The 23714-nt window shown below is 57.2% G+C and carries 22 protein-coding genes, 2 tRNA genes and 3 pseudogenes; 16 read left to right on the forward strand and 11 right to left on the reverse strand.

From position 1 onward, the window contains the following. Positions 1–3: 3 nt before the first annotated feature. Together BLIJ_RS05205 and BLIJ_RS13570 are read left to right on the forward strand one after the other, a co-directional pair. On the forward strand, positions 4–1140 hold the full coding sequence (locus BLIJ_RS05205) for a methyltransferase (protein WP_012577388.1): 1137 nt from the start codon (positions 4–6) through the stop codon (positions 1138–1140). 94 nt (positions 1141–1234) lie between these two features. Next, the gene (locus BLIJ_RS13570) at positions 1235–3034 is read left to right on the forward strand and encodes an ABC transporter ATP-binding protein (protein WP_012577389.1); all 1800 of its coding nucleotides are present in this window, start codon (positions 1235–1237) and stop codon (positions 3032–3034) included. An 86-nt stretch (positions 3035–3120) separates the two neighbouring features. Here BLIJ_RS13570 and BLIJ_RS05210 read toward each other — a convergent pair whose 3' ends face one another. After that, complete coding sequence (locus tag BLIJ_RS05210) at positions 3121–3726, reverse strand: type IV secretory system conjugative DNA transfer family protein (RefSeq protein WP_113738608.1); 606 nt, start codon at positions 3724–3726, stop codon at positions 3121–3123. A gap of 17 nt (positions 3727–3743) precedes the next feature. On the opposite strand from BLIJ_RS05210, the pseudogene BLIJ_RS05215 reads away from it, so the two are divergent. Further along, positions 3744–3950: pseudogene (locus BLIJ_RS05215) on the forward strand (tyrosine-type recombinase/integrase); the annotation flags it as partial. Between the two features lie 60 nt (positions 3951–4010). On the opposite strand, the gene BLIJ_RS05220 reads toward BLIJ_RS05215, so the two are convergent. The 4 genes and pseudogenes from BLIJ_RS05220 to BLIJ_RS05230 form a co-directional block, all read right to left on the reverse strand. Continuing rightward, entirely contained in the window at positions 4011–4319 is a 309-nt protein-coding gene (locus BLIJ_RS05220) for a hypothetical protein (protein ID WP_012577390.1), read from the reverse strand. A 138-nt stretch (positions 4320–4457) separates the two neighbouring features. Continuing rightward, entirely contained in the window at positions 4458–4784 is a 327-nt protein-coding gene (locus BLIJ_RS05225) for a hypothetical protein (protein ID WP_014484779.1), read from the reverse strand. Between the two features lie 203 nt (positions 4785–4987). After that, entirely contained in the window at positions 4988–5116 is a 129-nt protein-coding gene (locus BLIJ_RS15155) for a hypothetical protein (protein WP_256755817.1), read from the reverse strand. 86 nt (positions 5117–5202) lie between these two features. Further along, positions 5203–5541: pseudogene (locus BLIJ_RS05230) on the reverse strand (Fic family protein); the annotation flags it as partial. A 171-nt stretch (positions 5542–5712) separates the two neighbouring features. Here BLIJ_RS05230 and BLIJ_RS05235 point away from each other — a divergent pair. Then, positions 5713–5997 (forward strand): hypothetical protein, encoded by a 285-nt coding sequence (locus BLIJ_RS05235; RefSeq protein WP_012577394.1) that lies wholly within the window; start codon positions 5713–5715, stop codon positions 5995–5997. 245 nt (positions 5998–6242) lie between these two features. On the opposite strand, the gene BLIJ_RS05240 is transcribed toward BLIJ_RS05235, so the two are convergent. Together BLIJ_RS05240 and BLIJ_RS05245 are read right to left on the reverse strand one after the other, a co-directional pair. Beyond that, positions 6243–6782, reverse strand: a complete 540-nt coding sequence (locus tag BLIJ_RS05240; RefSeq protein WP_012577395.1) for a hypothetical protein — start codon at positions 6780–6782, stop codon at positions 6243–6245. A 74-nt stretch (positions 6783–6856) separates the two neighbouring features. Beyond that, a complete protein-coding gene (locus BLIJ_RS05245; RefSeq protein WP_012577396.1) occupies positions 6857–7972 on the reverse strand; it encodes an IS30 family transposase in 1116 nt (371 codons plus the stop codon). 138 nt (positions 7973–8110) lie between these two features. On the opposite strand from BLIJ_RS05245, the pseudogene BLIJ_RS14680 reads away from it, so the two are divergent. The 8 genes and pseudogenes from BLIJ_RS14680 to BLIJ_RS05285 all read left to right on the forward strand — a co-directional run bounded on the left by BLIJ_RS14680 (position 8111) and on the right by BLIJ_RS05285 (position 15049). Next, a pseudogene (locus tag BLIJ_RS14680) lies at positions 8111–9116 on the forward strand (relaxase). Between the two features lie 157 nt (positions 9117–9273). Continuing rightward, a complete protein-coding gene (locus tag BLIJ_RS05255; RefSeq protein WP_003829512.1) occupies positions 9274–10368 on the forward strand; it encodes an ABC transporter ATP-binding protein in 1095 nt (364 codons plus the stop codon). Then, positions 10365–11204: an ABC transporter permease gene (locus tag BLIJ_RS05260; RefSeq protein WP_003829514.1), complete on the forward strand. Its 840-nt coding sequence runs from the start codon at positions 10365–10367 to the stop codon at positions 11202–11204. Before BLIJ_RS05255 ends, BLIJ_RS05260 begins: the two co-directional genes overlap by 4 nt. Then, positions 11201–12052, forward strand: a complete 852-nt coding sequence (locus tag BLIJ_RS05265) for an ABC-2 family transporter permease (protein WP_012577397.1) — start codon at positions 11201–11203, stop codon at positions 12050–12052. Before BLIJ_RS05260 ends, BLIJ_RS05265 begins: the two co-directional genes overlap by 4 nt. Positions 12053–12118: 66 nt before the next feature. Beyond that, a complete protein-coding gene (locus tag BLIJ_RS05270) occupies positions 12119–12607 on the forward strand; it encodes a hypothetical protein (protein ID WP_012577398.1) in 489 nt (162 codons plus the stop codon). A 2-nt stretch (positions 12608–12609) separates the two neighbouring features. Then, entirely contained in the window at positions 12610–12960 is a 351-nt protein-coding gene (locus BLIJ_RS05275) for a hypothetical protein (protein ID WP_012577399.1), read from the forward strand. A 123-nt stretch (positions 12961–13083) separates the two neighbouring features. Then, a complete protein-coding gene (locus BLIJ_RS05280) occupies positions 13084–14373 on the forward strand; it encodes a sensor histidine kinase (protein WP_014484785.1) in 1290 nt (429 codons plus the stop codon). Continuing rightward, positions 14366–15049, forward strand: coding sequence for a response regulator transcription factor (locus BLIJ_RS05285; RefSeq protein ID WP_012577401.1), 684 nt, complete (start codon positions 14366–14368; stop codon positions 15047–15049). The genes BLIJ_RS05280 and BLIJ_RS05285 overlap by 8 nt, the downstream gene beginning before the upstream one ends. 205 nt (positions 15050–15254) lie before the next feature. Here the strand turns inward: BLIJ_RS05285 and BLIJ_RS05290 are convergent. Together BLIJ_RS05290 and BLIJ_RS05295 are read right to left on the reverse strand one after the other, a co-directional pair. Continuing rightward, positions 15255–15327: transfer RNA gene (locus tag BLIJ_RS05290), tRNA-Asn, on the reverse strand. A 43-nt stretch (positions 15328–15370) separates the two neighbouring features. Continuing rightward, positions 15371–15443: transfer RNA gene (locus BLIJ_RS05295), tRNA-Asn, on the reverse strand. A 311-nt stretch (positions 15444–15754) separates the two neighbouring features. Here BLIJ_RS05295 and BLIJ_RS05300 point away from each other — a divergent pair. Then, a complete protein-coding gene (locus BLIJ_RS05300) occupies positions 15755–16444 on the forward strand; it encodes a M23 family metallopeptidase (protein ID WP_012577402.1) in 690 nt (229 codons plus the stop codon). Positions 16445–16521: 77 nt separating this feature from the next. Here BLIJ_RS05300 and BLIJ_RS05305 read toward each other — a convergent pair whose 3' ends face one another. Together BLIJ_RS05305 and BLIJ_RS05310 are read right to left on the reverse strand one after the other, a co-directional pair. Next, entirely contained in the window at positions 16522–18153 is a 1632-nt protein-coding gene (locus tag BLIJ_RS05305) for a substrate-binding domain-containing protein (RefSeq protein ID WP_012577403.1), read from the reverse strand. Positions 18154–18401: 248 nt separating this feature from the next. Beyond that, the gene (locus BLIJ_RS05310) at positions 18402–19622 is read right to left on the reverse strand and encodes an NADP-dependent isocitrate dehydrogenase (protein ID WP_012577404.1); all 1221 of its coding nucleotides are present in this window, start codon (positions 19620–19622) and stop codon (positions 18402–18404) included. 127 nt (positions 19623–19749) lie between these two features. Between BLIJ_RS05310 and BLIJ_RS05315 the strand changes: the two genes are divergently transcribed. The 3 genes from BLIJ_RS05315 to BLIJ_RS05325 all read left to right on the forward strand — a co-directional run bounded on the left by BLIJ_RS05315 (position 19750) and on the right by BLIJ_RS05325 (position 23713). Then, positions 19750–20874 carry a GuaB3 family IMP dehydrogenase-related protein gene (locus BLIJ_RS05315; protein WP_012577405.1) on the forward strand — a complete coding sequence of 375 codons (1125 nt, stop codon included), beginning with the start codon at positions 19750–19752 and terminating at the stop codon, positions 20872–20874. Between the two features lie 313 nt (positions 20875–21187). Next, on the forward strand, positions 21188–21526 hold the full coding sequence (locus tag BLIJ_RS05320; RefSeq protein ID WP_007056038.1) for a hypothetical protein: 339 nt from the start codon (positions 21188–21190) through the stop codon (positions 21524–21526). A gap of 90 nt (positions 21527–21616) precedes the next feature. Then, complete coding sequence (locus tag BLIJ_RS05325) at positions 21617–23713, forward strand: AMP-dependent synthetase/ligase (RefSeq protein ID WP_012577407.1); 2097 nt, start codon at positions 21617–21619, stop codon at positions 23711–23713. The last annotated feature ends 1 nt before the right edge of the window (position 23714 follow it).

A 23714-nucleotide genomic window follows, 5' to 3' on the forward strand; every position in this document is an offset into this window, starting at 1 on the left:
TGGATGAATACTAGACTATTTTTTAATAGCGAATCTATTGATATTGACGATGGATATTTCTTACGCTTGGCATTATCTAATAGTGGATATCTAGATTTGTTGTCGGCTGTCCCTCCCGCGGCTGATGTAATTGGTACAATCAGCTCTATTTACGAGGAGTTACAAGAGCCTTTAAAGTACATTTGCGATCTGCTTCTTTTTGGAAAAACCGTTTGTATGGAAAAATTGCCTGAAGCTCTTGTTGAGTCTATATTAAAAATTAGAGAATCTGGGCTCATCGCATTGAGGGGAAATGCCGTTTCGTTAAATAATCTTTATTTACAGTTGGTCGATGGATTATTATATTTTTCGGAATTGCCTCATGGAAGACAAACTCTATATTATGGCACGGATTCTTACGCATTGGCCTGTCGTTTGGGGACCGCCCCTTCTAGGAATAATGTTCTCGACTACTGTGCCGGTCCAGGAATTCAAGGATTGCTATCTGCATCGCATGGCGCACACGTAACCGCTGTGGAGGTTAATCCTCTTGCATCGGAGCTCTCCTTATGCAATGCTAGATTGAATAAGCTAGATAACCTCTTTAATGTAATAAACAAATCGGTTATTGAATCCGAAACGGATTTGAAAAATTTAAGATTTGATTTTATCTGCGCGAATCCGCCACTTCTTCCAATTCCATTTAATCTTAATTATCCGTTTGTTGGAGATGGCGGCACAGATGGATTAAGCATTTTTCGACAAATAATGAATTATGGTATTCCTCATTTGTCGAGAAATGGCAAGATTGTAACTCTTGGACTTTCAGGTGGTAGCGAGGTTGGGCCAGATATTTACTGTCTAGCCGAGCAACTTCAGATGAAGTATCAGATGAAGTTTATTCTTATCATCCTATCTCGGGTTGAGATTACCCCCAGATCCCTATGGATTCAATATATGGCGGATACGATCAATATGTATTCTCTGGGTGAGAATACGGTCTCATGCAATGAAGTCTTTGAATCTTATCAGAATGAGGATATTAGCTTTGTCTACTCATACACACTCTCCGCTATCAATAATAAATGTTATGGCAGAGATTTTACAGTGATTGAATGTGACGACAAAAGTCAGCCGTTAACTCAATGGTGGATATCATAACATAGTTTTATTTCTTGAATGAGATAACACGAACGTCATATATCTCAGATATTTTCGTGGAATACCGAGTTTACTCTTTGCAAGGTTGATATATATGATTGCATCACCTATAGTATGTGACAAGAAACAGGGATCGCTGCTTGAGTCCTTACAAATATCGGTATGTAAACTTTTTAATATCGGTAAACTAAGGATGTTGATTATTATCAGTCTATCACTGGTGCGTGGTCTAATTCCAGGTATTCAGGTATTTCTGATTGGTCTTTTGATTGATGCCGCGGCTAATTCCTATTCATTTCAATATGTACTTAACTCCTCTTTCTATCTTGGTGGAACAATTATATCTGCTTATCTTTTTGATAATTTAATTATATATTTAAGTGATTCGATAACAATTGATCTTTCGAAGGATGTAGATTTTGATATAGTTGATAAACTATGCAATTTAGAGGTACAACAGTTCGAAACAGAAGAAACATATGATCTAATTCAACGAGCTGATAATTCAACGGGATTACATATTTTTGGCCTATTTGATTCTATACGATCCACTATTCAATCCGGAATAACTATATTCAGTATCACTCTAGTAATCTGGTCATGGAATCCGTTTGTTGCAATCATGTTAATAGTTGCACCGGTACCGTCCGCAATTGCTACTCTCAAAATACAGACAATGGCGTACACTATAGATTATAATAGGGCATCCGATCGACGAGTTGTATCATACTATAGATCACTATTAATGTCCGATAGCGCACGCAAGGAAATAATACTATTCAAATATGCGGATATTCTTCGTGAAAGGTACTCTGTTTTACAAAAGGAATTTCAGTTTCAAGATTTAAAAATTGCGAAATATAATTTCACAATAGCCGGATCGCTTGGATTTATTTCCATTATTGCAATTATTGTTGCAATTGTTTTGGGCGCTCGTTCTACTCTTGAATCCGGAAACGTTGGAGCGCTTGCTGGATACATAAGTGCTTCTACTTCTATAGGCCCTCTTATGCTCGCCGCGCTTGTTGGCTTCATGGGGCTACATCAACATCTTTTATATATATCAAATTGGGTTGCATTTTTGAAGTTAAATCCTAAGACCCCGAAATCAGGAGATATTCCCTATAAAGGTTCGGACCCCGCTTCAATTGAATTCCGCAATGTTTCTTTTACTTATCCAGGTACATCATATAAGGTGTTGAATAACATTTCTTTCAAACTTGAGGCAGGTAAAACAACTGCTTTGGTTGGTCTTAATGGCGCAGGGAAAACCACCATCATCAAACTTCTACTTAGGTTTTATGAACCTACTTCTGGAGCCATTTTTCTCGACGGAAGAGACATTTCCGAGTATTCTCGTGATACACTTTATCAGCATTTTTCTGCGCTCTTCCAAGACTTTGTCAAATATGATAGGTCATTAGCGGATAATGTCCTTTTTACCTCTTCAAGTGACGACCGTGATGTGGATAGAATTCTAAAAACCTTATCCATGGTAGGTTTAAAATATTTAGCTAATCTACTTCCCTATGGACTAGATACTATGCTTGGAAGGCGGTTTGAAAATGGGCAACAGTTGTCCATCGGACAATGGCAACGGCTTGCCATGGCGCGCGCATTATATAAGTCACCCTCACTTCTAATTCTTGATGAACCAACTGCGTCGGTTGATGCAATATCCGAGAATTCAATTTTTGATGCAATGTCTCAATTGAGTCGGAACATGACTACAGTAATTGTCGCTCACAGGTTCACAACCATTGCACATTCGGATAAAATCATTGTTATTAAGGATGGCACTGTTCATGCGATTGGAAGCCACACAGAGTTACTTGAACAATCGGAATTTTACCGAAAAATATTTTATGCACAGGTTCACTACCACGATTACTGAACGGTTTGTTTTCATTCCTTTTAGAAATGATTCCGAAGAGTCCTTCATATAGTTAATATCGGATATATTATATGAATACGTTGTTTTTATGTATTATTGACATATTTTCCTGATTCGAATGGCGGTATGCTTCTGAGTAGATAGATGCACTGGTCAGTGGGGATGCGTCCGAGTTCGTCGGGGGGGAGGAGTTTGCGGGCGTTCTTGCCTGTGCTGCGTGTCCAGCTGCCGTTGAGGCCTTTGGTCTCGCTGGTTTCGATGACGTCGATGGTTTGGTCGCCGAGTCGGTCGCTGATGTATTCGGTGGCGCTGGGTTCGTTGCCGCCGAGGAAGAGCTGGCTGTCGCAGTTGCCCGCGATGGTCTCCCAATCGTCCTTGTAGAGGCTTTTGCCTTGGCTGACGGTCTGGAGGATGATGCCGCAGCTGATGCGCCGGCTTCGTATGGTTGCGATGAGCCTTACGAAGTTGGGGATTTTGCCGATGTTGGCGAATTCGTCGAGCATGCAGTGCCCGTCGTGGTCGAGCACGCCGTCGGGTTTGGTGTCGGCTTTGCGTACGAGTGTTTCGAAGAGGCATTGGCAGAAGACGCTGGCGATGAAGGAGAATGTGGCGCTGGTGTCGGGCAGTTCGAGGTAGACGATCCGTTTGCCTTGGTCGAGGGTTTCGAGCCGGATGTCGTCGCCGTCGAGGATGACTTGGTTGAGGGTGGGGCTGCAACATCGTGCTCGTCAGCCGTATGCTCGGACACGTCAACATCGCCACCACCATGCGTTACATCGGACTCGTGCAGGACGAGATGCGCAACGCCGTGGAATCCACCACCCGCACGGACATGAGATTGACCATGCCCACGAACCAAATCGTCGGCACAAACGGCGTCGCCACGTACTCACTCAGCACCGCAAGAATAGGATAGACAAAAAAGGTATGCGCCGACATGCGCAAAGAAGCATGTCGGCGCATACCGGCACCGATATCAGAGGCGTCTGCCCTCGCCGGCGGAAGGCATCAGGCCGGACAACATGCCCATCGGATCATCAGTCATGGATGCGGAATCATAGGTTGGATCGATTTTCGTGTTCGCACTATCCACCAGCATGAGGATCCGGTCACGGATACGAGGCTCCACATCCGAATACGCCTCCTCGATGTTGGAGAGGACCAGACCGGCCATTCTCCTGGCCTGGCCGACGACCCGCTCGGGATCGAGGTTGTTTTCCGATGCCAGCTTCTCCCAATGACGGGGCGTCACATCCCTGGCACCGGTGACGCCGCCGATGCGCATAGGCAGCTTTCCCGTCAAGAGGAAGGGAAAGGCTTATGGGCATATCCACACCCTTGGCGTATTCGAGGGGAACATTCCCCTCGGAATCCTCCAGAAACACACCAACAGGAGAATCACCCATCCAGGCGTGCAGCTCCCTCACCGGGCACTCCCGAGACTGGAAAGCGGCAACGCGGCTATGTCTATTCCCAACACATCAGCTGCGGGGAACACCGCTTCAATCGGGGCTTCGCCCCGCTGGAGCAAATCATCGGCGAACCGAGGATCGATGCCGGCCCGGGAGGCGAGATCTCCGGCGCTCCAGGAACGGTTCGCCGCCTCTTCCCGGAAAGCGGCCGCGATATCCGATTCGGTGCGGGCGAAAAGAGTCCGGCGTCCACGCGGCGTTTGGAAACGGCTGAGGTAACGCGCGTACTCCAGTTGCGCCTTTGTCGGCTCAGGCGGTTTATAGTCCAGATTCGACATTGCAGGCCTCCTTAACACTTGATTACTCTAGCCTTTACAGATAAATCCAGTGATTATCTCGCCCTTCTCGTACAGGCTCGTATATTCGTCGCCCATGCGGTCGGCGAAGTCCCTTACCCTCATATCGATATCCCATTCGATGGGAGGACATCCGAACGCGAGTTCCACGTATCGGGGTCCCACCGACATGCCCTGATCGGTTTTCAGATCCTTCCAGAGCGGTCCACGGATTCCTTGCCGCCATCGTAGCGTCGGCCTGCGGCGTCGAACGGTTCGCCCACCCATGCCTGCAAGTCGGAGAGCACGTCGGCGGCGTTCTCCCGTTCGCACACGTCACCTCAGTAAACCGGAACCTCCATCGAGGCCATCGAGGGGACCACCGGGCACGATGCCCATCCCGTTCTCGGCATCATTCGTCGCCGCCGACCTTCACGCCGTATTCACGCAAGCGGCCGGCGTCGCGCACGAGGCCTTCGCCGATGATGCGGTTGTATTCGCGGATGTACTGCCAATCGACTGGATAGTCGATGTTCTCGAGCAGGAATCCCCACGCGCGCTTGATGTTGTTCACCGTGACTATATCGTCCACGCTCATACCCTCGGGCGCGCGCCCGTCGAAGATCTCCTGCGTGTCGGGGAAGGTGACGCCATCAACCTCGATCTTGGCGGTGCGCCAGATCGAATCGACCAGCAGCCGCTTCGCCAGTTCCACGGCCGTGCGCCTATCCGTCGTCGTATCGTTCCTCACCGGTTCCATCAAAGCTCCTTATCCGCTTCCGATAATTCTATCGAAGTGGCCGTGCCGGCAAAGGACGCCTGAGAGCGGGGGCATGGAGCTCGTGTTCGTGAGGTTGGACGACCATACGCCGCTGATCATTCATGCGAACAATCTGACCAAGGGATTCCGCGACGAGATAAGGAGGAACCGATGACTGGTCGCAGGTACATAGCCGAGAACGGCACCGAAATCACCGACGAGCTGGTCGACAGGTGGGCCGAGGAGGCCGAGAACGGTTTCCCCGGCGCCGAGGTCACCCCGTTCGAGGGGCGCGCGTGGGAGGCCGACACCGAGCCTCTGCGCCCGCGCACCATCCGTCTGAGCGATACCATGGGGCATCTCATCGAGGCGGATGCCAAGCGCAACCACATGAGCGTAAGCGCATGGACCAGAGCCGCGATGACCGAACGGCTCTCGCACCTCGTAGACGCCTGACGCATCAGACACAGCTAATACAGGCGCTGACAACGCACCGACGCATAAGAGAACTGGCGTGTGAGGTCTCATCAAGACTGCACACGCCAGTTCTCCAACGATGTATGAGGTTTGAGGTTATTTGTGGTCCTTGTCATGTGGATGCCACCATTTACACCACACCAACAAGTAGGCGACGAGTCCCCCTAGGAAAGGCAGGAAATTAACTAACTTCATGATTTACCTTCGCATGAATAAAAACCTGTTCAGCAGTGACTTGAAACCCACGCCCAGAAGAACGCAAAACCAAGACCCACCAACACAGCGATGGCAGGATTCACCCCGACAAGGCTCAATGCGGCTTGCCATGCTGCGTCATGACCAAATCCTATGGCGGTGACAAGATACGGGCATACATCATGCGGCGTAATCCTCAACTGTGCCCTGTTCATAAGTTCCTGACGTTGTTCCGCAGGAATTTTCTCAAGCTCATTTGCTGCATTGGCGACTACCGCAGCTAGGGATTCAGTGCGAACAGCACCATTGAAATCCTTGACCGTAACGACTCCTGTGTCGTAGTTGATTGTTGCGGTCAACGTACCTTTACCATCCACTTCGACGGTCGAGGTATTTTCGCCGTGAAGCTCTCCTCCGAATGCCGCAGGTATGGACTCTTTTGGCATTCCGCTGATTGCGATCTCTGCCGCATTTGCTGATGTCATCGGCACGAGTCCCAAAACTAGTGCTAAGGAGAACGAGACTACTAGGGCAAGTATTCCACGTGCCGATTTCATAAGACGAGCCATTGATGCCTCCGATGCTTCATTGCCTTGGTAGGCGGTATACCCACTATTTGGTAGGCAAGTAGAAAATCGCTTGTCTAGTAAAAGAGTATATCATCAACAGAGCTCGTCTTTGGGTGGCTTGTCCTCGACATTACCTTGCCGGGCTCGCGGTACCAAACCTCGTTGGGCGTTTCCCAGCCCAGGACCTTCATGGGGGTGTCGTTGATCTCATCGACGATGGCCTGCAGATCCTCGTCCGTCAGGCCGTCGAAGCCGGTCCTCTCGGACAGGTAGCGGCGGATGCGCCCGTTGCGGTTCTCGTTGCCGCCCCTCCGGTATGAGGAGTACGGGTCCGCGAAATAGGCGAGCATGCCCAACGCCTCGTCCACGAGCAGGTGGCAGGAGGATTCGGTGCCGTTGTCCCAGGTGCGGTCGATCCTCGCCGGCGCGGGGATGCGGCTGTAGATGTCGTATTCGGCACGCGCGGTCGCCGGCGCGCTCTTGTCCTCGATGAAGCGGGCGAACAGGCGGCGGCTCTTGCGTTCGACCTGCGTGTCGCCGCACCGCTTCGACGGTGCCGAGCCGACGGCCGTGTCGGACTCATAATGGCCGAACTCGCGGCGCGGGCCCACGCGTTCGGGACGTTCGGCGATCGGCACGCGCATCGGGATGCGCGGCCCCTTCGACCTCCTGCCCTTGGCGCGCGTGCGATGCCGCTTGCCCCGAGGCAGGTACTGCCTGAGGTCCAATGCCCTGCGCGGCTTGGCGTAGATCCACCGGTGGAGGCATTCGCGGCCGATCCTCATATGCGGGTCGGCCGGCCATTCGACCTTCAGCCGTCCCTCGATGAGTTCGGGCGTCCATCCCTTGCGCAGCGCGTCCATGACCCACGCGAGCAGCGGTGAATGCGCCATGCGCAGGGGCTTGCGCGGCTGGCGGGCGCGCCGCTCGGCCTTGCGCTGCGCGGTCATCGCCGAGTAGAACGGCCTCGACGTCCACGCGCCCGCCTTCAGCCGTTTCGGCCGGTAGGGGCGATGGGACTCGTTCTCGCTGGACGTGAACCACAGGCCGCGTCCCGGCTCGCGGATGACGGTGGACTTGTCGCGGCCGATCCTCAGGACGATCTGGCGGACACCGAGCCCGTCACGGTTCCTCAACTCGTCGATCCGGACGCGTTCCTCGGCCGACAGGTGGGAATACACTTTCCTCATGAGCAACACCTTCTTGAGTTAGGACTTGAACACTTCCAACCATAGACAGGCGTTGCACTTCTATCTAGAACCCGGGACGCATATCTCTCATAGACGCCATGCGCCGCCGTGCCGGGCGTGCGGGCGGAGAATCATCGTATGATACCGAATATCGTCAGGGGTTCGGACCCGGCCGGCCTGGTGCGCTACCTGTTCGGCAAGGGACGGCGCAATGAACACACCGACCAGCATCTCGTGTGCGCGAGCGGCGACATGTTTCCCTCGTTTGACATGGATGGCAAGCCGGCGGCGTCGTATGCGGAGATAGGCCGCAGGTTCGACCGACGCTACCGCGTCAGGGGACGCAAGGGCGATCCGTTCCCGCCCGACATGCGAGGCAAGGACAATCCCGAACGAGAGCATGGCAGGAAGCGCGTGTGGCACTGCTCGCTTGCCATCAAGGCCGGCCAGGGCATACTGACCGATCAGGAATGGGAGTCGGTCATCCGCGATTATCTGATGCGCATGAACATCATCGACGGCGACGGCGATCAGGGCGTCACGTGGCTCGCGGTTCGTCACGGACTGTCCGCCAACGGCAATGACCACGTGCGCCAAGGCGTCGCGCAGCGAGGACGAGTTCATACGCCGCGTGCGCAGGGAAGGCTTCTCCATCGACCCCAGGCTGCGCAGGGGAACCGCCAAAGACTCGTTCACCGACCCCGGCCAGGTGGTCGGCTACCGGATCACGTGGCGCAGCGCGGACGGGTGGACGGAACGGTTCAACGCCTTCGAGCTCGGCGACGACATGCGATTGAAACGACTGCGCGACGGCTGGGCGGACGATGTCAGAAGCCGCAGCCTCGCCGTCCAGGAATGGCGCGCCGCGATGGAGAACCGCCCGCCCTTCCTCGATGACGGGCGAGAAAGACACCCGGAGAATCTGTCCACGCACGACATGGAACGCCTCGTATCCGAAGCGTTCGCCATCGCCGCCAACCTCAACAGCGCGGCGGACGACGACGAATACCGGGCAGCGATGCGCGAGGGCCTGCACACGTTCGACATGCTGCGCGAACGATACGGGCTTACGCAGGACGGCCTGTGGATAACGGCCACGGACATGGACGAAAGCCCTATACCAGCGCACGTAGGAAAAATTTGACAGCAGCCTCGAATCCCTACCTCCGTCGCATGTCGGTGCAAACTCAGAAGGAATGTCCTCCCGAGAGTACACATCCGCTCTCATTCATTGAGGTATCGCGCGTAACGAGTTTTCATTGTAAATGCCACGGTATGGTGACGGATTTTGGAGGACGATAATGACAATACAATATACAGCGCAGCCGGCTGATCCGGCGTCGAGTGCGGTGCTGACGCGCGGGCTGGTGAAGCGGTATGGGGATTTTCTCGCGGTGAACGGGTTGAATCTGAACGTGCCGGCGCATGGCGTGTATGGTTTGCTGGGGCCGAATGGCGCGGGCAAGTCCACGACGATGAAGCTGTTGCTTGGGTTGGCCTCGGCCACGAGCGGCGATATGTGGATGTTGGGGGAGAAGGTGGGTGGCCGGCACAGGTTGCAGGCGGGCCGGGTCGGTTCGATGATCGAGGGGCCGAGCTTCTACCCGGGGTTGAGCGGTCTGGATAATTGCCGTATGGTGGCCGATTACCTGAATCTGCCGGGTTCGGCCGCGCCCGCGATTTTGCGGCAGGTCGGTCTGGCCGGCCATGAGGGCAAGAAGGCGAGGGACTACTCGCTGGGGATGAAGCAGCGGCTGGGCATCGCGATGGCGTTGATCTCGCAGCCGGAGCTCCTGTTGCTGGACGAGCCGACGAACGGGCTGGACGCGGAGGCCGTGGTCGAGGTGCGCGAGATGATCATGGGTCTGAGCCGCGAACGGGGCATCACGGTGATCATCAGCTCGCATATCCTTTCCGAGATCGAGAAGATGGCGCCGGTCGTGGGCGTCATCGCGGCCGGCCGCCTGTTGTATCAGGGTTCGCTCGACAGTCTGCGCGAGGAGGGGCACATCGATTTGCGTGTCTCCGACCCGAAGCTCGCGGCGGCGATGCTGGGCTCGGACCGGATCGACTACCGGTGGCTGCCGGGCAGGGATGGCGGCGTGCTGCGCCTGCCGGAACTGCCGGACCAGCGAATCGGCACCCTGATCACGCAGCTCGTCGGCCAGGGCGTCGCGGTCTATCGCGTCGCCTCCGAGCGCAAGACGCTGGAGCAGGCGTTCCTCGAACTGATCGAAAGCCCGCAGAGCCGCGAGCCCACGCCTCATCAGGCGCAAAATGCCATGGATTCCGACGCCGCACGCGCATCCGCGCACGCATCCCCGCGTCGTCCGTTGCCGATCCGGCAGGCTGCGGGTCGGGCGGCGTTCGCGGCGGCGGACGGAGGCGCACGATGAGCGGCGCGGCAGTGTTCGCGGCGACGGGCCGCCGTCCGCCGCGCCCCCGCGCGAAGACCGGCAGCCCGTTCACGCTGGCGCGTCTGGAGTTGTTGAAGGTGCGGGGCTCGTCGTTCTGGTGGATGCTGCTGGGCATGATGCTGCTGGTTTCGGCGTGGGCGGGCATGGCGTTCATGAAACGCGCCGGCAGTCCCGTCCCGGCGTTGAGGTCGGCCGCGTTGGCCGATGGCGAGGTCTATCAGGTCGTGAGCCTGCTGGCCCCGATTCTGGCGGCCCTGTTGACCAGCCGCATCGCCGTGCTGGAGACCTCGGAGCGCATGAACCTCACATGGCTGTCGTTCGGCCAGTCGGACGCGGCCCGGTTCGTGGGCAAGCTCATCGTCGCCGGCACCGGCGTGGGGCTTTGCTTCCTGATCCCGTTGCTGTGGGTGCCGATCGCGGCGAAGGCCCTTGGCTTCACGGTGGCCGGCTCGTTCGCCGCGCTGGTGTGGGTGCCGGCCCTGACCGGCTTCCTGTCCGCGACGGCCACGAGCGCGGTCCAGCTGATGTTCTCGATGATGATCGACAAGCAGGCCATCGGCCTGGGTCTGGGCGTCATCGCCGGCGTGCTGGGCTCCGGCCTGGGTGCGATGAACAGACCCGCGCTTGGCTGGCTGTTCCCGGCCGGCCTGAGTTCGGCCGCGAGCCCGTTCGTCAGATCCGTGGATGCGGGCGGCAACGCCACGATGCTGCTCGCCGCGCGCCCGTGGATGGCCGTGGCCTCCGCGGCCATGGCGTTCCTCGGCTGGACGCTGGTCAGCATGGTCGTGGTCAAGGTGAAGGAGTCAAGACGATGACACACGCAAACGCAGTGAACCCGGCAACCAATCCGGCCGCCAATCCAGCTGCCGGCCCGAGCCATGCCGCGATGCCCCGCGCGCATGCGGCGGGACGCCGCAGGCCGTCCGTGTGGGCGGCGTTCCGCTGGGAGACGCGCAAGGCCGGCAACCTGTGGTACTGGATCGTGACCGTCTTGTTCGACGCGATCGGCATGTTCAACGGGTGGAGCCAGTACACCGGCTACCAGGCGGAGTTCGCCAGGCAGGGCGTGACCTGGGCCGCGATCTGGGGTCAGGCGATCCTCCTGCCGAGCATGGTGTTCATGCCGGTGCTTGTGGCCGCGTTCGCCGCGCAGGTCGAAGCCAACGAGCATCGAGGCCGCAACTGGCAGCGGCTGAACGCCGCCGGCACCGTGAACGCGGCGATCGCCGGCAAGATGCTGCACGGGCTCGCGGCTTCGGCGCTGACCGTCTTCGTGTTCGAGGCAGAGTTCATCCTCGTCGGACGCTTCGCCGCCGGATTCGACCTCGCGCAGCTCGGCCCGTTCCTGCTGCGCGGTATCCCGCTGACCCTGTCGGTATGGGCGATCATGACGCTCACGCAGGCCGTGAGCGCGAAGGCCGAATCGTTCGCGGGCACGATGAGCGTGATGATGGTCCTGACCATCGGCGGCTGCGCGCTGAGCCTGGCCGCCCCGGCCATCGCCGGGCCGTATCCGCTCGCCCTGATCACCAGCGCCTCCGCCGCCCGCGACCTCGCGAACATCGCCAGCCCGGCATCCATGCTCGCCTCCACGACCGCCGCCGCCATCTGGACCGCCATCAGCGCCCTGATCTTCCACCGGCTCGCCAAACAAGCCGTCTGAGCAACCGTCCACGGGCTCCCCTCACCTGCGGGAGCCCGCCACCCAACACCATGGAAAGGCTTCATCATGCACACCACCAGCCAACACAACGAACGACACGACGAACAACACAACGCGCCACACAACAGCGAACAGTCCATACGCCTGCCGCGCCGCGTCATCGCCGTGCTGATCGCCGCCCTCGCCGCGATCATCCTCACCGGCTGCTCGACCGGCATCGGCGTGGCCGGAGACAGGAACCTCCAAGGCATACGCACCCAAGACGGCGACTCCTACACGGGCGGCTACAAGGCCGACTACAGCAAGTTCACCGGCGAGGAGGCCGTATTCGGCGGCACCGGCAAGAAGGCCAGCATCCACCTGAACGGCACCATCACAGGCACACCCGGCACCGGCAGAATCCTCGTGACCAACGGCAGCGACACGAAACGACCCGTGCCCGCCACGAACGGCAAAATCGACCAGACCTACAACGTCACAGGCACCAGCTTCTACATCTACGTCACCGGCGACCAATTCACCGGCACCGTGAACCTCACATCCAAGGAGCAATGACCATGGCAAACACATCCCAATACCCAAACCAGCAACCGGCATATACGCCGGCACCGCCGGACGGCGGGCGGACATGGGGCGGCTGCGCCAGCCTCGCATTGGCCGTCCTTCCCCTTCTGTGCACGCTCGTGCCCCAGCTGCTCGGCATCCACCTCTACACGACGGGCTGGGTCAGGAACATCCTCGTCATCATCGACTTCGTATGCCTCATCGCTTCGCTCGTCATCGCGATCGTCACCTATCCCGAACAGGCGGGAGGACACAGAATCGTCAGTACAATCGCGATACTCCTATCCGCAGGCCTGACTGCCGCCGGCGGCATGCTCATCTTCCTCATGTTCATCAACCAGTAGGAATCCGACTGACAACGGAAAACTTCTTTGGAAGTTCATCTAACCGCATACACGCCATACGGCACAGGCCACATGCGATACGCTTCAACACGGATGGGGCAGCACCCAGGGAAGGAGAATCGCATGACCGCAAAAACCGGAAACGACAAGCGCCACGCGGTTACCGGCCTGATCGGCCACGTGGCCGCGTTCTGGCGGTCCAGCCCGGTCGCGCGCATGGTCGCGCCGATACTGTGCCTATGCTACGACGTGATGATGCTCACCAGAATCGTATTCACCCATGGCGGGGGCGATTCGGCAGCCATGAAACTGTTGGAGCATCAATGGGGAATCCCCGTACTCGCCATCCTATGTGCCTTATCTGTTGTGGCGCTGTTGTTCCGTATCAGAATGCCGTTCGCTATTTTGTGTGCCATATGCGGATTGTATCTATGCGCTTGCTTGCTTCAAGCGGAGCCATATCTGATGTTGCCTCTCTTGTTTGCCGTCTACACGTCTACAGCCTTGGCCGCGACCGCTGAACGTGCCATTGCGGGAATGGTTTTGTCGGGATTGTCAATCGTTTGCGGCCTCTGGATTGCGACCTTCCCCGCCTTGCAGACTGATATACTTCTGCCCGAGTCCCTCCTTGCGTCGATGACCGCTATTTTAGCTCTTTGGTCGCGCAACATCAGTCAGCGGCGGAAGGGAGCGGCCTTGGTGGAAGCTCAACAGCAACGAAGCCTGGAATTGGAACAGGAACGCGATGAAGAACGTCGGCGGGCGGACGTCGCAGCCGAACTGCATGACAGCGTGGGCCATAATCTCACCGCTATCATTGCACTTACTGAAGGCTTGGAGGGATTGACACAGGAGCCGGTGGAAGGCGCTATAAAGAGTATCAATAACTTAGCTCGGCAAAGTCTAGGTGATACACGCGAGGCGGTACGGAAACTTTCATCTCCGGTGACGTTACGGAAAACAAAAACAGGAACGGTGGAACTGTGCAGCTGGAATGATATAAACCCGATTCTTCAACATGCTCGTGATATTGGAATCGCCGCCATTCTGACCGAGACAGGAAGGCGTCCAGACGATCTAGCCCAAGCTGATTTATGCTTCCGAGTGAGTCGTGAGGCTGTCACAAACACAATGCGCCATGGGAAAAATATAACGCGAATTGTGGTTTCATGGGATCATCTGGATAATGGGGAACTCCATATAACAGTGCGTGATGATGGTAAGCCAACGCTGAACAAAGATAACCGCGCTAAGGGGACCGGTTTCGGGCTTGCTGGCCTAGTGACTGAAGTTACGCGGGTCGGCGGGCACCTTCACTATGGCTCATCATCAGGGCAGGGGTGGACTGTTTCAGCCATTATTCCACAGCAAAAATGTCCATATATTCCTGTGCAGGAGGGAAACGATGATTAACGTAATGATCGTGGACGATCAGCAGCCGACCAGAATGGGTTTTTCGCTCATGGTCATGAAAGATCCTGCGCTTCGCATGACGTTGCAGGCGGGGAATGGACAGGATGCCCTTGATATTCTTGCGGCACTGCAATTACATGGGCAGAGCCTCCCTGACGTCATTCTTATGGATGTTCGCATGCCTGTTATGGATGGGCTCGATGCCACGGCAAGAATCAAACAGTTATATCCTTCAATACGTATCCTGATTTTAACCACATACGATCAGGATAGCTATGCGTTTGGGGGATTGAGCGCCGGAGCTTCGGGATTCTTGCTTAAGGACGTTAAGACTAAGGACCTGTGTCGGGCCATTCACTCGGTGTACGATGGAGACGCCATACTCACACCACGGATTACAAAGGAAGTGATTCGCCGAGGAGTTCCCAACGTCAGCATCAATGCTGACACTCTGGCCATCAGAAGTAAATTCGATTCATTGGGACCTCGCGAATTCGAAGTCTCAGCACTGGTCAGCGAAGGAATGACTAACGCTGAAATTGCTCAGCGTCTCGGAATGCAACTGGAGGCAGTCAAAAAGGCGGTTAGTAGGTCTCTTGCCAAGCTCGATGTCAAAGAACGTGTTGGTATCGCGGTGCTCTGGTATAAGGCCGGAATGCCGAATCTGCAGAAGTGACAGATTCCGTAGAATAATGTAGGGTTTCTGAATCGTGAAGGGCTCGTAGCGGGCGAACCCGTGACGGTCCATGACTGTCCTCGTTTGAATGGCGATCGGCGCGCATCGTGGTACCGCCGACCGGTATCTTCTCACGTGAATGAAGCAGCTTCAGGGAATGAGTAACAGAAAAGCCACCGGCGACACGCCAATGGCTTCAGGTGAGCTCCTGCGACTGGGCTTGAACCAGTGACCGTCCGATTAACAGTCGGATGCTCTGCCAACTGAGCTACGCAGGAATATTCAATTTTCATCCCGTCCGGAGTTACCCGTTCAGGTGAGCTCCTGCGACTGGGCTTGAACCAGTGACCGTCCGATTAACAGTCGGATGCTCTGCCAACTGAGCTACGCAGGAATGTCTGCTGTGTTTGAGATTTCTCTCGCGCACAAGTCACACATCTTACATGCTTGCCACGAAAAAGCAAATTACATGCGTGTAGGGCATGTCGCGCCGAATTCCGCAGAATCGGACTCATCGAATACCCACTCATACAACATGATGACGATGCGGCGATACTGTCACGCGAAATTTCATTGTGGATAACTTCGGAAGCTGGAACCACATAGGTCGTTCTGGCTGGACATCCTGTTTCGGACCCCTCAAGGTGGGTATCACCGGCAAAGAAGCCGGAATCACATCACACTCACACTATGGGGAGGAATCTCATGAATGCACCACTGTTGTTTGATTGGCGTCGCGACGAAGCCCGACGTGCCAGCAGGCGGCGTCAGCAGGCGCGTCAGCGGGCTCAAGAACGGCAACGGCGTATGGATGCCATAATCGCGTTGGCCGCCGTTATCGGCCTGCTGCTTGCCTTGGGAGTAGGACTGGCATCCACGCCTCAGCATGTTGCGCATGCGGATACTGCGGTGACCGGAGATGCAGCATACACGGTGGAGGATTTCACCGATATGTCTGATTTGGCGTGGCGCAATGGCAATCAGTGCGAATCCCGGTTCGACTGGCCGGTCGACGATCCACAGGTCGAACAACAGTTCGAGCGGCCGATCAACCCGTGGGCACCAGGTCATCGTGGCGTGGATCTTGTTGCGGAGCAAGGTACCGTAATTCTGTCACCACAGGCAGGGACCGTGAGTTTTGCTGGCAAAGTAGCTGGCAAAGATGTGGTGAGTGTACGGCATCGTGGAGGTGTCACGTCAACATTCGAACCGGCTGTTACCGAGCTCTCGGTGGGGGATACGATCTCCCGCAGACAGCCCGTAGGCATCGTTGAGGGCAACTCGGACCATTGCGAAGACCGTTGCCTGCATTGGGGCCTCAAGCGAGGAACAGCCGACTATCTTGACCCACAGCAATATGCGGGGAGTCGAAAAATCGTACTGAAGCCGTCATGATTCAGCAATGTTTGTCGGCCGGAACAGGGCCGTACGGAAGAGGCATCGCAGGCGGCTAGCGGCGTGACGAGTATGAATCACAGACCGGCATCGGCCAAGGAGATATATCCGGGGGCGATCAGCGCGGACTTGAGATTGCTGGCGCTGACAGCCAGCAACGGTTCGTTGATGGTCGGGATCTTCTTCACGCCGCCTACCTCGGAGTTCCTGATTGAAGGCATGGAATTCAGCGCTTCGTTCTTGTTGAGCCTGGCGCAGGCCTGAGCGATATCCGTGGCGATGGTCTGTCTGTCTTCCATGCCGGTCATCCATTGCTTGCCATTGACGATGGATGGGATGTTCGAGACGTACGCGCCGTATCCGGTCACCAGAGGCCATTGCGAGTCACGGTCCTTGTCGGAAGCGGAGGTGTCCTTATCCGCATCGTCATCGGAACTGGATGAGTCGTTTGCGTTGTCGTTTTCAGGGGATTTGATCGGGTCCGGCACGGCGTCGCGGCTGAGATCCTTCTTGCCGGTGATATTGCCGACAATGCCCGAGATGGTGATCTGCGGATTGATATCGGCGGCAGAGCCGGTGTATCCCAGATCGTTCAATTCCTTGACGACCTCGGAGGCGATATAGTCGTTCATCGTGATGATGCCGTCAATACGGGTGAGTGTGGACTGCCCGTCGGTTTTTGCCAGACGCTTGTCAAGCACTTTCGCAGTGGAGCCTTCCTTGGCGGCATCGTAGGCCACGGCTTGCCAATCGTTTTCCGTGGATTTGCCGTCCAAGGTGCCTGAAGGGCTTTCCACGACGCCCTTCTGATAGTAGGAGCCCAGTACCTGCCAGATACCACGGAACGCCTCTTGGGCGAACGTGGAATCGTTGGCGTTGCCTTTTTCGTCCACGGCGGTGTATGGCAGCAGCACCTCAATGTATTTGGGGTTGTCTTTACTGGCCTTATCCAACTTGAGTTTGGACACCATCTTTTCCGCCTGTAGCTTGCCGATGGTCTGGGCGTCGGAGAACTTGACGAAGGCGTCCGGCTTATATCCCTCGATGCTGTTGCCGAGCAATACCACATGCATGCCGGATTCCTTGGCCAGCTTGAGCGATGAGACCAGCCGGTCCACGGCCTGCGCCTGCTCGTCCGATGCAGTGCCGTCGCTCTCAGTGTTGGACGAGTCATCTTTGGAAGAGCTGTCTTCGGAAGAATCACCGTCAGAAGTAGCTCCCTCATCCGTGGCATCGTTGGTGCTCAGGTTCTGGCTGACGTAATCGCCGTATTGGCGAGTGGAAGCGTCGGCCTCGACTACTGGAGCCACGAGCAATGTCATGTTGTCGGGCGCGATGGCAATGCCGGAATCGCCCGTGGTGTTATTCGAAAGATGATCGACCACAAAGTCTTGGATGGCGCGGCTTTGCTTGTCCAACGAGTCGGACGTCGTATGATCGATATCGCCTTTCTTGAAACCGGCGTCGACCAGAGCCTTGGTCAGGTCAGGCACCAGCTTCGCCCACTTGTTCAGTGGCGTCTGCTGGTTCAGCGTAATGCCGTCCGAAGGCGTGAACACGGCCACGCCGCCGGAAGAATTGGACGTCACCGTGGTTTGACCATCTACAACGGTCTTATTGTCTGAGGTGCACGCGGTCAGTGACAGCACCATCGCGCAGGATGTGATAATGGCGGCGAGCAGGGTGGTTGAGCGGCGTGCGAACACCATAAGCGGCGAAACCTCCTCAAGCGTGCGTGAAAACAAACTGAATCACGATTCTAGTAGGCCGTATACGAAAAAGTCCCGGACCAGTGGACAAATCGCCACATATCCGGGAACAATTAGGGGTATTGCGTGCGTGCATCGAACAACTGTCATGATTATCGTGCTGAGGAACATTCCGGATGAAGCACGACAATCATGACAGTTGGCGACATGACATGACCCATGTAGGTCCGTACGGTGTGTTCGATGATTTACTCGGCCAGAGCCTTGGCCAGGTTCTCGTCCAGCGCGTTCATGAAGCCGTCGGTGTCGAGCCACGGCTCGTCCGGGCCGATGAGCATGGCCAGATCCTTGGTCATCTGACCGCCTTCAACGGTGTCGACGATGACCTTCTCCAGCGTCTTGGCGAAGTGACGGACTTCGGGCGTGCCGTCCAGATCGGCGCGGTGCTTAAGGCCGCCGGTCCACGCGAAGATGGAGGCGATCGGGTTGGTGGAGGTCTTCTCGCCCTTCTGCCAGCGGCGGTAGTGACGGGTCACGGTGCCGTGCGCCGCTTCGGACTCGACGGTCTGGCCGTCCGGGGTCATGAGCACGGAGGTCATGAGGCCCAGCGAACCAAAGCCCTGGGCCACGGAGTCGGACTGCACATCGCCATCGTAGTTCTTGCAGGCCCAGATGTAACCGCCGTGCCACTTCAGGGAGCTGGCCACCATGTCGTCGATCAGGCGGTGCTCGTAAGTCAGGCCGGCCTCGGCGTACTTGTCCTTGTATTCGGTCTCGAACACCTCGGCAAAGATGTCCTTGAACTGGCCGTCGTAGGCCTTCAAAATCGTGTTCTTGGTGGACAAGTACACCGGGTAATGACGCATCAGGCCGTAGTTGAAGCAGGCGCGAGCGAAACCGCGGATCGAATCGTTGACGTTGTACTGCACTTGGGCCACGCCGCCGTCTTCGCCGTAGTTGTAGACCACGTGCTGAATCGGCTCGGAGCCATCGTCCGGAGTGAAGGTGACGGTCAGCTGGCCGGCTCCCGGAACCTTGAAATCGGTGGCCTTGTACTGGTCGCCGAATGCGTGACGGGCCACGACGATCGGCTTGGTCCAGCCGGGCACCAGACGAGGCACGTTGCTCATCACAATCGGCTCGCGGAAGATCGTGCCGCCCAGGATGTTGCGGATGGTGCCGTTGGGGGACTTCCACATCTTCTTGAGACCGAATTCCTTGACTCGGGCCTCATCGGGGGTGATGGTGGCGCACTTGACGCCGACATGGTGCTTCTGGATGGCGTGGGCGGCGTCGATGGTCACCTGGTCATCGGTCTCGTCGCGGTGCTCGATGCCCAGATCGTAGTAGTCGAGGTTCACGTCGAGGTACGGCAGGATCAGACGATCCTTGATGTCTTTCCAGATCACGCGGGTCATTTCGTCGCCGTCGAGTTCGACGACAGTGCCTTCGACCTTGATTTTGGCCATGCTTCCTCCTGATAGATGGTGTGAAGATGATTTAGTCATAGCGCATGTTTGTAACGACTTGAAGCAATCGTCCGGTCCGTGGGAAACGGCCTTGTTGGCGTCCCACCCGGGCAATAGGCTTACAACCATGTCTCAGGAAATTGAAATCGGTTTGGGCAAAAAGGGCCGTCTCGGCTACGCACTCGACGATGTGGCGATCGTCCCCTCCCGTCGCACCCGCGACCCCGAGGACGTCTCCACCTCTTGGCAGATCGACGCCTATGAGTTCGATGTGCCGGTGATCGGCGCCCCCATGGATTCGGTGACCAGCCCGGCCACCGCCATCGCCATGGGCAAGATGGGCGCGCTCGGCGTGCTCGATTTGGAAGGTCTGTGGACCCGTTACGAGGACCCGACCCCGCTGTTGGACGAAATCGCCGGGCTGCCGGCCGATCAGGCCACCGAACGTATCCAGCAGATCTATGCCGAGCCGGTCAAGCCGGAGCTCATCACGCAACGTCTGCACGAGATTCGCGCCGCCGGCGTCACCGTGGCCGGCGCGCTCTCCCCGCAGCGCACCCAGCAGTTCTACTCCACCGTGGTGGACGCGGGCGTGGACCTGTTCGTGATCCGCGGCACTGTGGTCTCCGCCGAGCACGTCTCTTCCGGCCAGGAACCGCTGAACCTCAAGAAGTTCATCTACGACCTTGACGTGCCCGTCATCGTCGGCGGCGCATCCAACTACACCGCCGCCCTGCACCTGATGCGCACCGGCGCGGCCGGCGTGCTCGTCGGCTTCGGCGGCGGCGCGGTCTCCGCCACTCGCCAGACCATCGGCGTGCAGGCCCCGATGGCCACCGCCATCGCCGACGTGGCCGAGGCCCGCCGCGACTACATGGACGAATCCGGCGGCCGCTACGTGCAGGTCATCGCCGACGGCGGCATGGGCGACTCCGGCAGCTTCGTCAAGGCCCTGGCCCTCGGCGCCGACGCGGTCATGCTCGGCGCGCCGCTGGCCCGCGCCACCGAGGCCCCCGGCAAGGGCACCCACTGGGGTTCCGAAGCCCGCCACCAGACGCTGCCGCGCGGCTCCCGCACCACGGTCGGCACGGTCGGCCCGCTCGAACAGGTGCTGTTCGGACCGAGCCACCAGGCGGACGGCAAGACCAACTTCATCGGCGCCCTCAAGCGCGCGATGGCCTCCACCGGCTACGTCGACGTGAAGAACTTCCAGCGTTGCGGCATGGTGGTCAACCCGTATTCCGCACGATAATCCCGATTACCCCCTGAAGATGGGGGTTTGCCCTCCATGCAGGAGGCTTAACTTGCCCGAAGGCGCGCTCAAGTCGTTTGACTTGGCGCGCCTTTCGTGATGTTGTAGTACAGACGCTCGCCGATGATGGTGAGTTGCAAGGGGGCTTGAAGGGGTCATCATGGAGTATTCGGGATTTTTCCACGGCACATATCAGTACGGGCCGTTGCCGAGTTATGACGGATTCATCGTTGTGGAGCTGTCGGATCGCCCGGTGCGGTATCACATCCAACCCACATTCATAGGCGGGCTGAATGCGAAGGAATGTCATTCCATGGCCATGGCTGCATGCCGCATCGCCTGCACATCGGCGGACGCGATACGTGGCAAACTCAGCGTCGCACATCTCAACAGAGCCATGACAAAACCATGCCTGGACCGGCTGCAAACCATGCAATACCTGCTCGGCACCCACATGGTCACTCATCCGGAGCTCAAAGCGAAATTCTGCTATCTGCCCACTGTCCCCACATTGATCGACGGCATGATCACCGGCAAGGACACGCTGGAAATGGCGGTATTCATGACCATCGGCCAGGAAAATCTGCGAGTCAACCTCAAACTGAAGTACATCGGTTCCCGATGGATGTGCATCTATGCCGATCTGGGCTGACCAGACGGCCCCGCCCGCACACCGATTCCTACGCTGGTAGCGGAAGACGGTTCTGCCGTGTCATAGGCTGGTTCGCCTATAGTAGTGATCATGCGTGAACATGTAGAAGAACCCAGATATGTCACCACCGATGACGACACCGTCTACTCGCTGCTGGCCAAACGAGCAGCTCGCACGCCGGATGACGTCATCGCGGAATGGCAGGATGACAACACCCACCAATGGCGCAGCGCCACAGCTACTGAAATGCTGTCCCGCGTACGCGAGGTGGCCAAGGGCCTGTTGGGACTTGGCGTCAAAGCCGGCACCATGGTGCTGATTTACTCGCCTACCTGCTATGAGTGGGGTGTGGCTGATTTCGCTTGCGCGGCAATCGGCGCTGTGGTTGTGCCCGTCTATGAGACCGATTCCGCCCGTCAGACCGCGGGCATCGTCGAGGAAGTCGATCCCGCCATCGCCTTTGCCGGCGACTTCCAGCGCGCACAGACGCTTGAGCAGATTCGTGTCAATCATCCGGGCATGAAATACGTGTTCAATTTCAAGGCCGATGGCCTTGACGCTGTCGCTGACTTCGGGCATGGCGTATCCGATGAGACGTTGGATGCGGCTATCGCTCGTATCAAAGCCGATGATCTGCTTACCGTGGTCTACACCTCCGGTTCCACCGGCAAGCCCAAGGGCGCGATGCTCTCCAACCGCAATTACACGCACATCGTGCTTAACGGCTACGAGATTCTGCGTGGCATGCTGTACGACGACAACCGTCTGCTGCTGTTCCTGCCACTGGCGCACTGCTTCGCCCGCTACATCCAGTACGTGTGCATCGGTGGCTGCGGCGTGGTCGGATACATTCCCGACGCCAAGCGACTGCTCGCCGATATCCGCAGCTTCAGGCCCACATACCTGCTCGGCGTGCCGCGTGTGTTCGAGAAGGTGTATAACGCGGCCTCGCAGAAGGCTGGTGCCGGCATCCAGGGGCATATCTTCGCCCAGTCGGTCAAGCACTTCGTCAAGTGGAGCAAGGATGAGCAGGCCGGCCGCGGCCATTCGTTCATCGAGCGCATGCGCCATTCGTTCTACATGGCCACGGTGGGCAAATCCATTCGTTCCGCTCTCGGACCGAACCTCAAATGGCTGGCCTGCGGTGGTGCGCCGCTCAACGTGGATTTGGCCCACTTCTTCAACGGCATGGATGACATCACCTTCATCCAGGGTTATGGCATGACCGAAACCGCCGCTCCGATGCTCGTCAATTGGGAGGATGACAACGAGGTCGGTTCGGTCGGCAAGCCTGGGCCTGGCATGGGCGTGCGTCTTGGCGAAGACGATGAAATTGAGCTGACCGGCCCGAACGTGTTCCTTGGCTACTACAAGCAGCCCGAACTCACCGCACAGACGATGACTGCCGACGGCTGGATCAAAACCGGCGATCTGGGTCGTATCGACGACCGCGGCTTCACCTTCATCACCGGACGCAAGAAGGATATCATCATCACCGCCGGCGGCAAGAACATCAGCCCCGCCCCGATGGAGGATGTCATCGACACCTGCCCGATCGTGGCTCATGCAGTAGTAGTCGGCGACGGCAAGCCGTTCGTATCCGCACTTATCGAGCTCGACCCCGAAATGCTGCATTCCTGGCTGGAAGGTCAGGGCCTCAATGCCGACATGACACTCGCCGAGGCCAGCGGCAACGACGCGGTGCGCGCCTTTATCCAGCAGTACATCGACCAGGCCAACGCCAATGTCTCCCGCGCTGAGTCCGTGCGCAAATTCGCGGTGCTGGATGAGGAATTCAGTCAGGATCACGGCACGCTCACCCCGAGCATGAAAGTGGTGCGTCCCAAGGTGTTGCAGCGCTACGCCACCGTCATCGAAGAGGATCTGTACGCGCCCAAGCCATCCAACAAGCCGTTGCCCGCCACTGCCAAGATCATCGACAGCACGCTGGAGACCGTCAAGAAATCCTCCGAATCGGTCAAGCAGGCGTCCGAACAGGTCAAACAGGCCTCGGAACAGATGAAAACCAGCGTGTCTGATTCGATTGCTAGCGTGTCGGAGAAGATCAAGAAGTCGAAGGCCGAACCCGAAGAGGGCGAGACCGGCGATTCCGCCGACAATGCCGACAATGCCGCTGACACCGGCAGCAAGCTGGACCAGCCGGCTGACGAGAAGAACGAGGAGTAAC

Source organism: Bifidobacterium longum subsp. infantis ATCC 15697 = JCM 1222 = DSM 20088, assembly GCF_000269965.1.
Lineage (GTDB): Bacteria > Actinomycetota > Actinomycetes > Actinomycetales > Bifidobacteriaceae > Bifidobacterium > Bifidobacterium infantis.

Bases quoted from the DNA above. Each gene is read 5' to 3' on its own strand.
- BLIJ_RS05285 (WP_012577401.1), top strand. From the start codon at position 14,366: ATGATTAACGTAATGATCGTGGACGATCAGCAGCCGACCAGAATGGGT.
- BLIJ_RS05300 (WP_012577402.1), top strand. From the start codon at position 15,755: ATGAATGCACCACTGTTGTTTGATTGGCGTCGCGACGAAGCCCGACGT.
- BLIJ_RS05205 (WP_012577388.1), top strand. From the start codon at position 4: ATGAATACTAGACTATTTTTTAATAGCGAATCTATTGATATTGACGAT.
- BLIJ_RS05260 (WP_003829514.1), top strand. From the start codon at position 10,365: ATGAGCGGCGCGGCAGTGTTCGCGGCGACGGGCCGCCGTCCGCCGCGC.
- BLIJ_RS05320 (WP_007056038.1), top strand. From the start codon at position 21,188: ATGGCCATGGCTGCATGCCGCATCGCCTGCACATCGGCGGACGCGATA.
- BLIJ_RS05315 (WP_012577405.1), top strand. From the start codon at position 19,750: ATGTCTCAGGAAATTGAAATCGGTTTGGGCAAAAAGGGCCGTCTCGGC.
- BLIJ_RS05240 (WP_012577395.1), bottom strand. From the start codon at position 6,782: ATGGCTCGTCTTATGAAATCGGCACGTGGAATACTTGCCCTAGTAGTC.
- BLIJ_RS05245 (WP_012577396.1), bottom strand. From the start codon at position 7,972: ATGAGGAAAGTGTATTCCCACCTGTCGGCCGAGGAACGCGTCCGGATC.
- BLIJ_RS05325 (WP_012577407.1), top strand. From the start codon at position 21,617: ATGCGTGAACATGTAGAAGAACCCAGATATGTCACCACCGATGACGAC.
- BLIJ_RS05275 (WP_012577399.1), top strand. From the start codon at position 12,610: ATGGCAAACACATCCCAATACCCAAACCAGCAACCGGCATATACGCCG.
- BLIJ_RS05225 (WP_014484779.1), bottom strand. From the start codon at position 4,784: ATGTCGAATCTGGACTATAAACCGCCTGAGCCGACAAAGGCGCAACTG.
- BLIJ_RS05270 (WP_012577398.1), top strand. From the start codon at position 12,119: ATGCACACCACCAGCCAACACAACGAACGACACGACGAACAACACAAC.
- BLIJ_RS05220 (WP_012577390.1), bottom strand. From the start codon at position 4,319: ATGCGCATCGGCGGCGTCACCGGTGCCAGGGATGTGACGCCCCGTCAT.
- BLIJ_RS13570 (WP_012577389.1), top strand. From the start codon at position 1,235: ATGATTGCATCACCTATAGTATGTGACAAGAAACAGGGATCGCTGCTT.
- BLIJ_RS05310 (WP_012577404.1), bottom strand. From the start codon at position 19,622: ATGGCCAAAATCAAGGTCGAAGGCACTGTCGTCGAACTCGACGGCGAC.
- BLIJ_RS05265 (WP_012577397.1), top strand. From the start codon at position 11,201: ATGACACACGCAAACGCAGTGAACCCGGCAACCAATCCGGCCGCCAAT.
- BLIJ_RS05235 (WP_012577394.1), top strand. From the start codon at position 5,713: ATGACTGGTCGCAGGTACATAGCCGAGAACGGCACCGAAATCACCGAC.
- BLIJ_RS05255 (WP_003829512.1), top strand. From the start codon at position 9,274: ATGACAATACAATATACAGCGCAGCCGGCTGATCCGGCGTCGAGTGCG.
- BLIJ_RS05305 (WP_012577403.1), bottom strand. From the start codon at position 18,153: ATGGTGTTCGCACGCCGCTCAACCACCCTGCTCGCCGCCATTATCACA.
- BLIJ_RS05280 (WP_014484785.1), top strand. From the start codon at position 13,084: ATGACCGCAAAAACCGGAAACGACAAGCGCCACGCGGTTACCGGCCTG.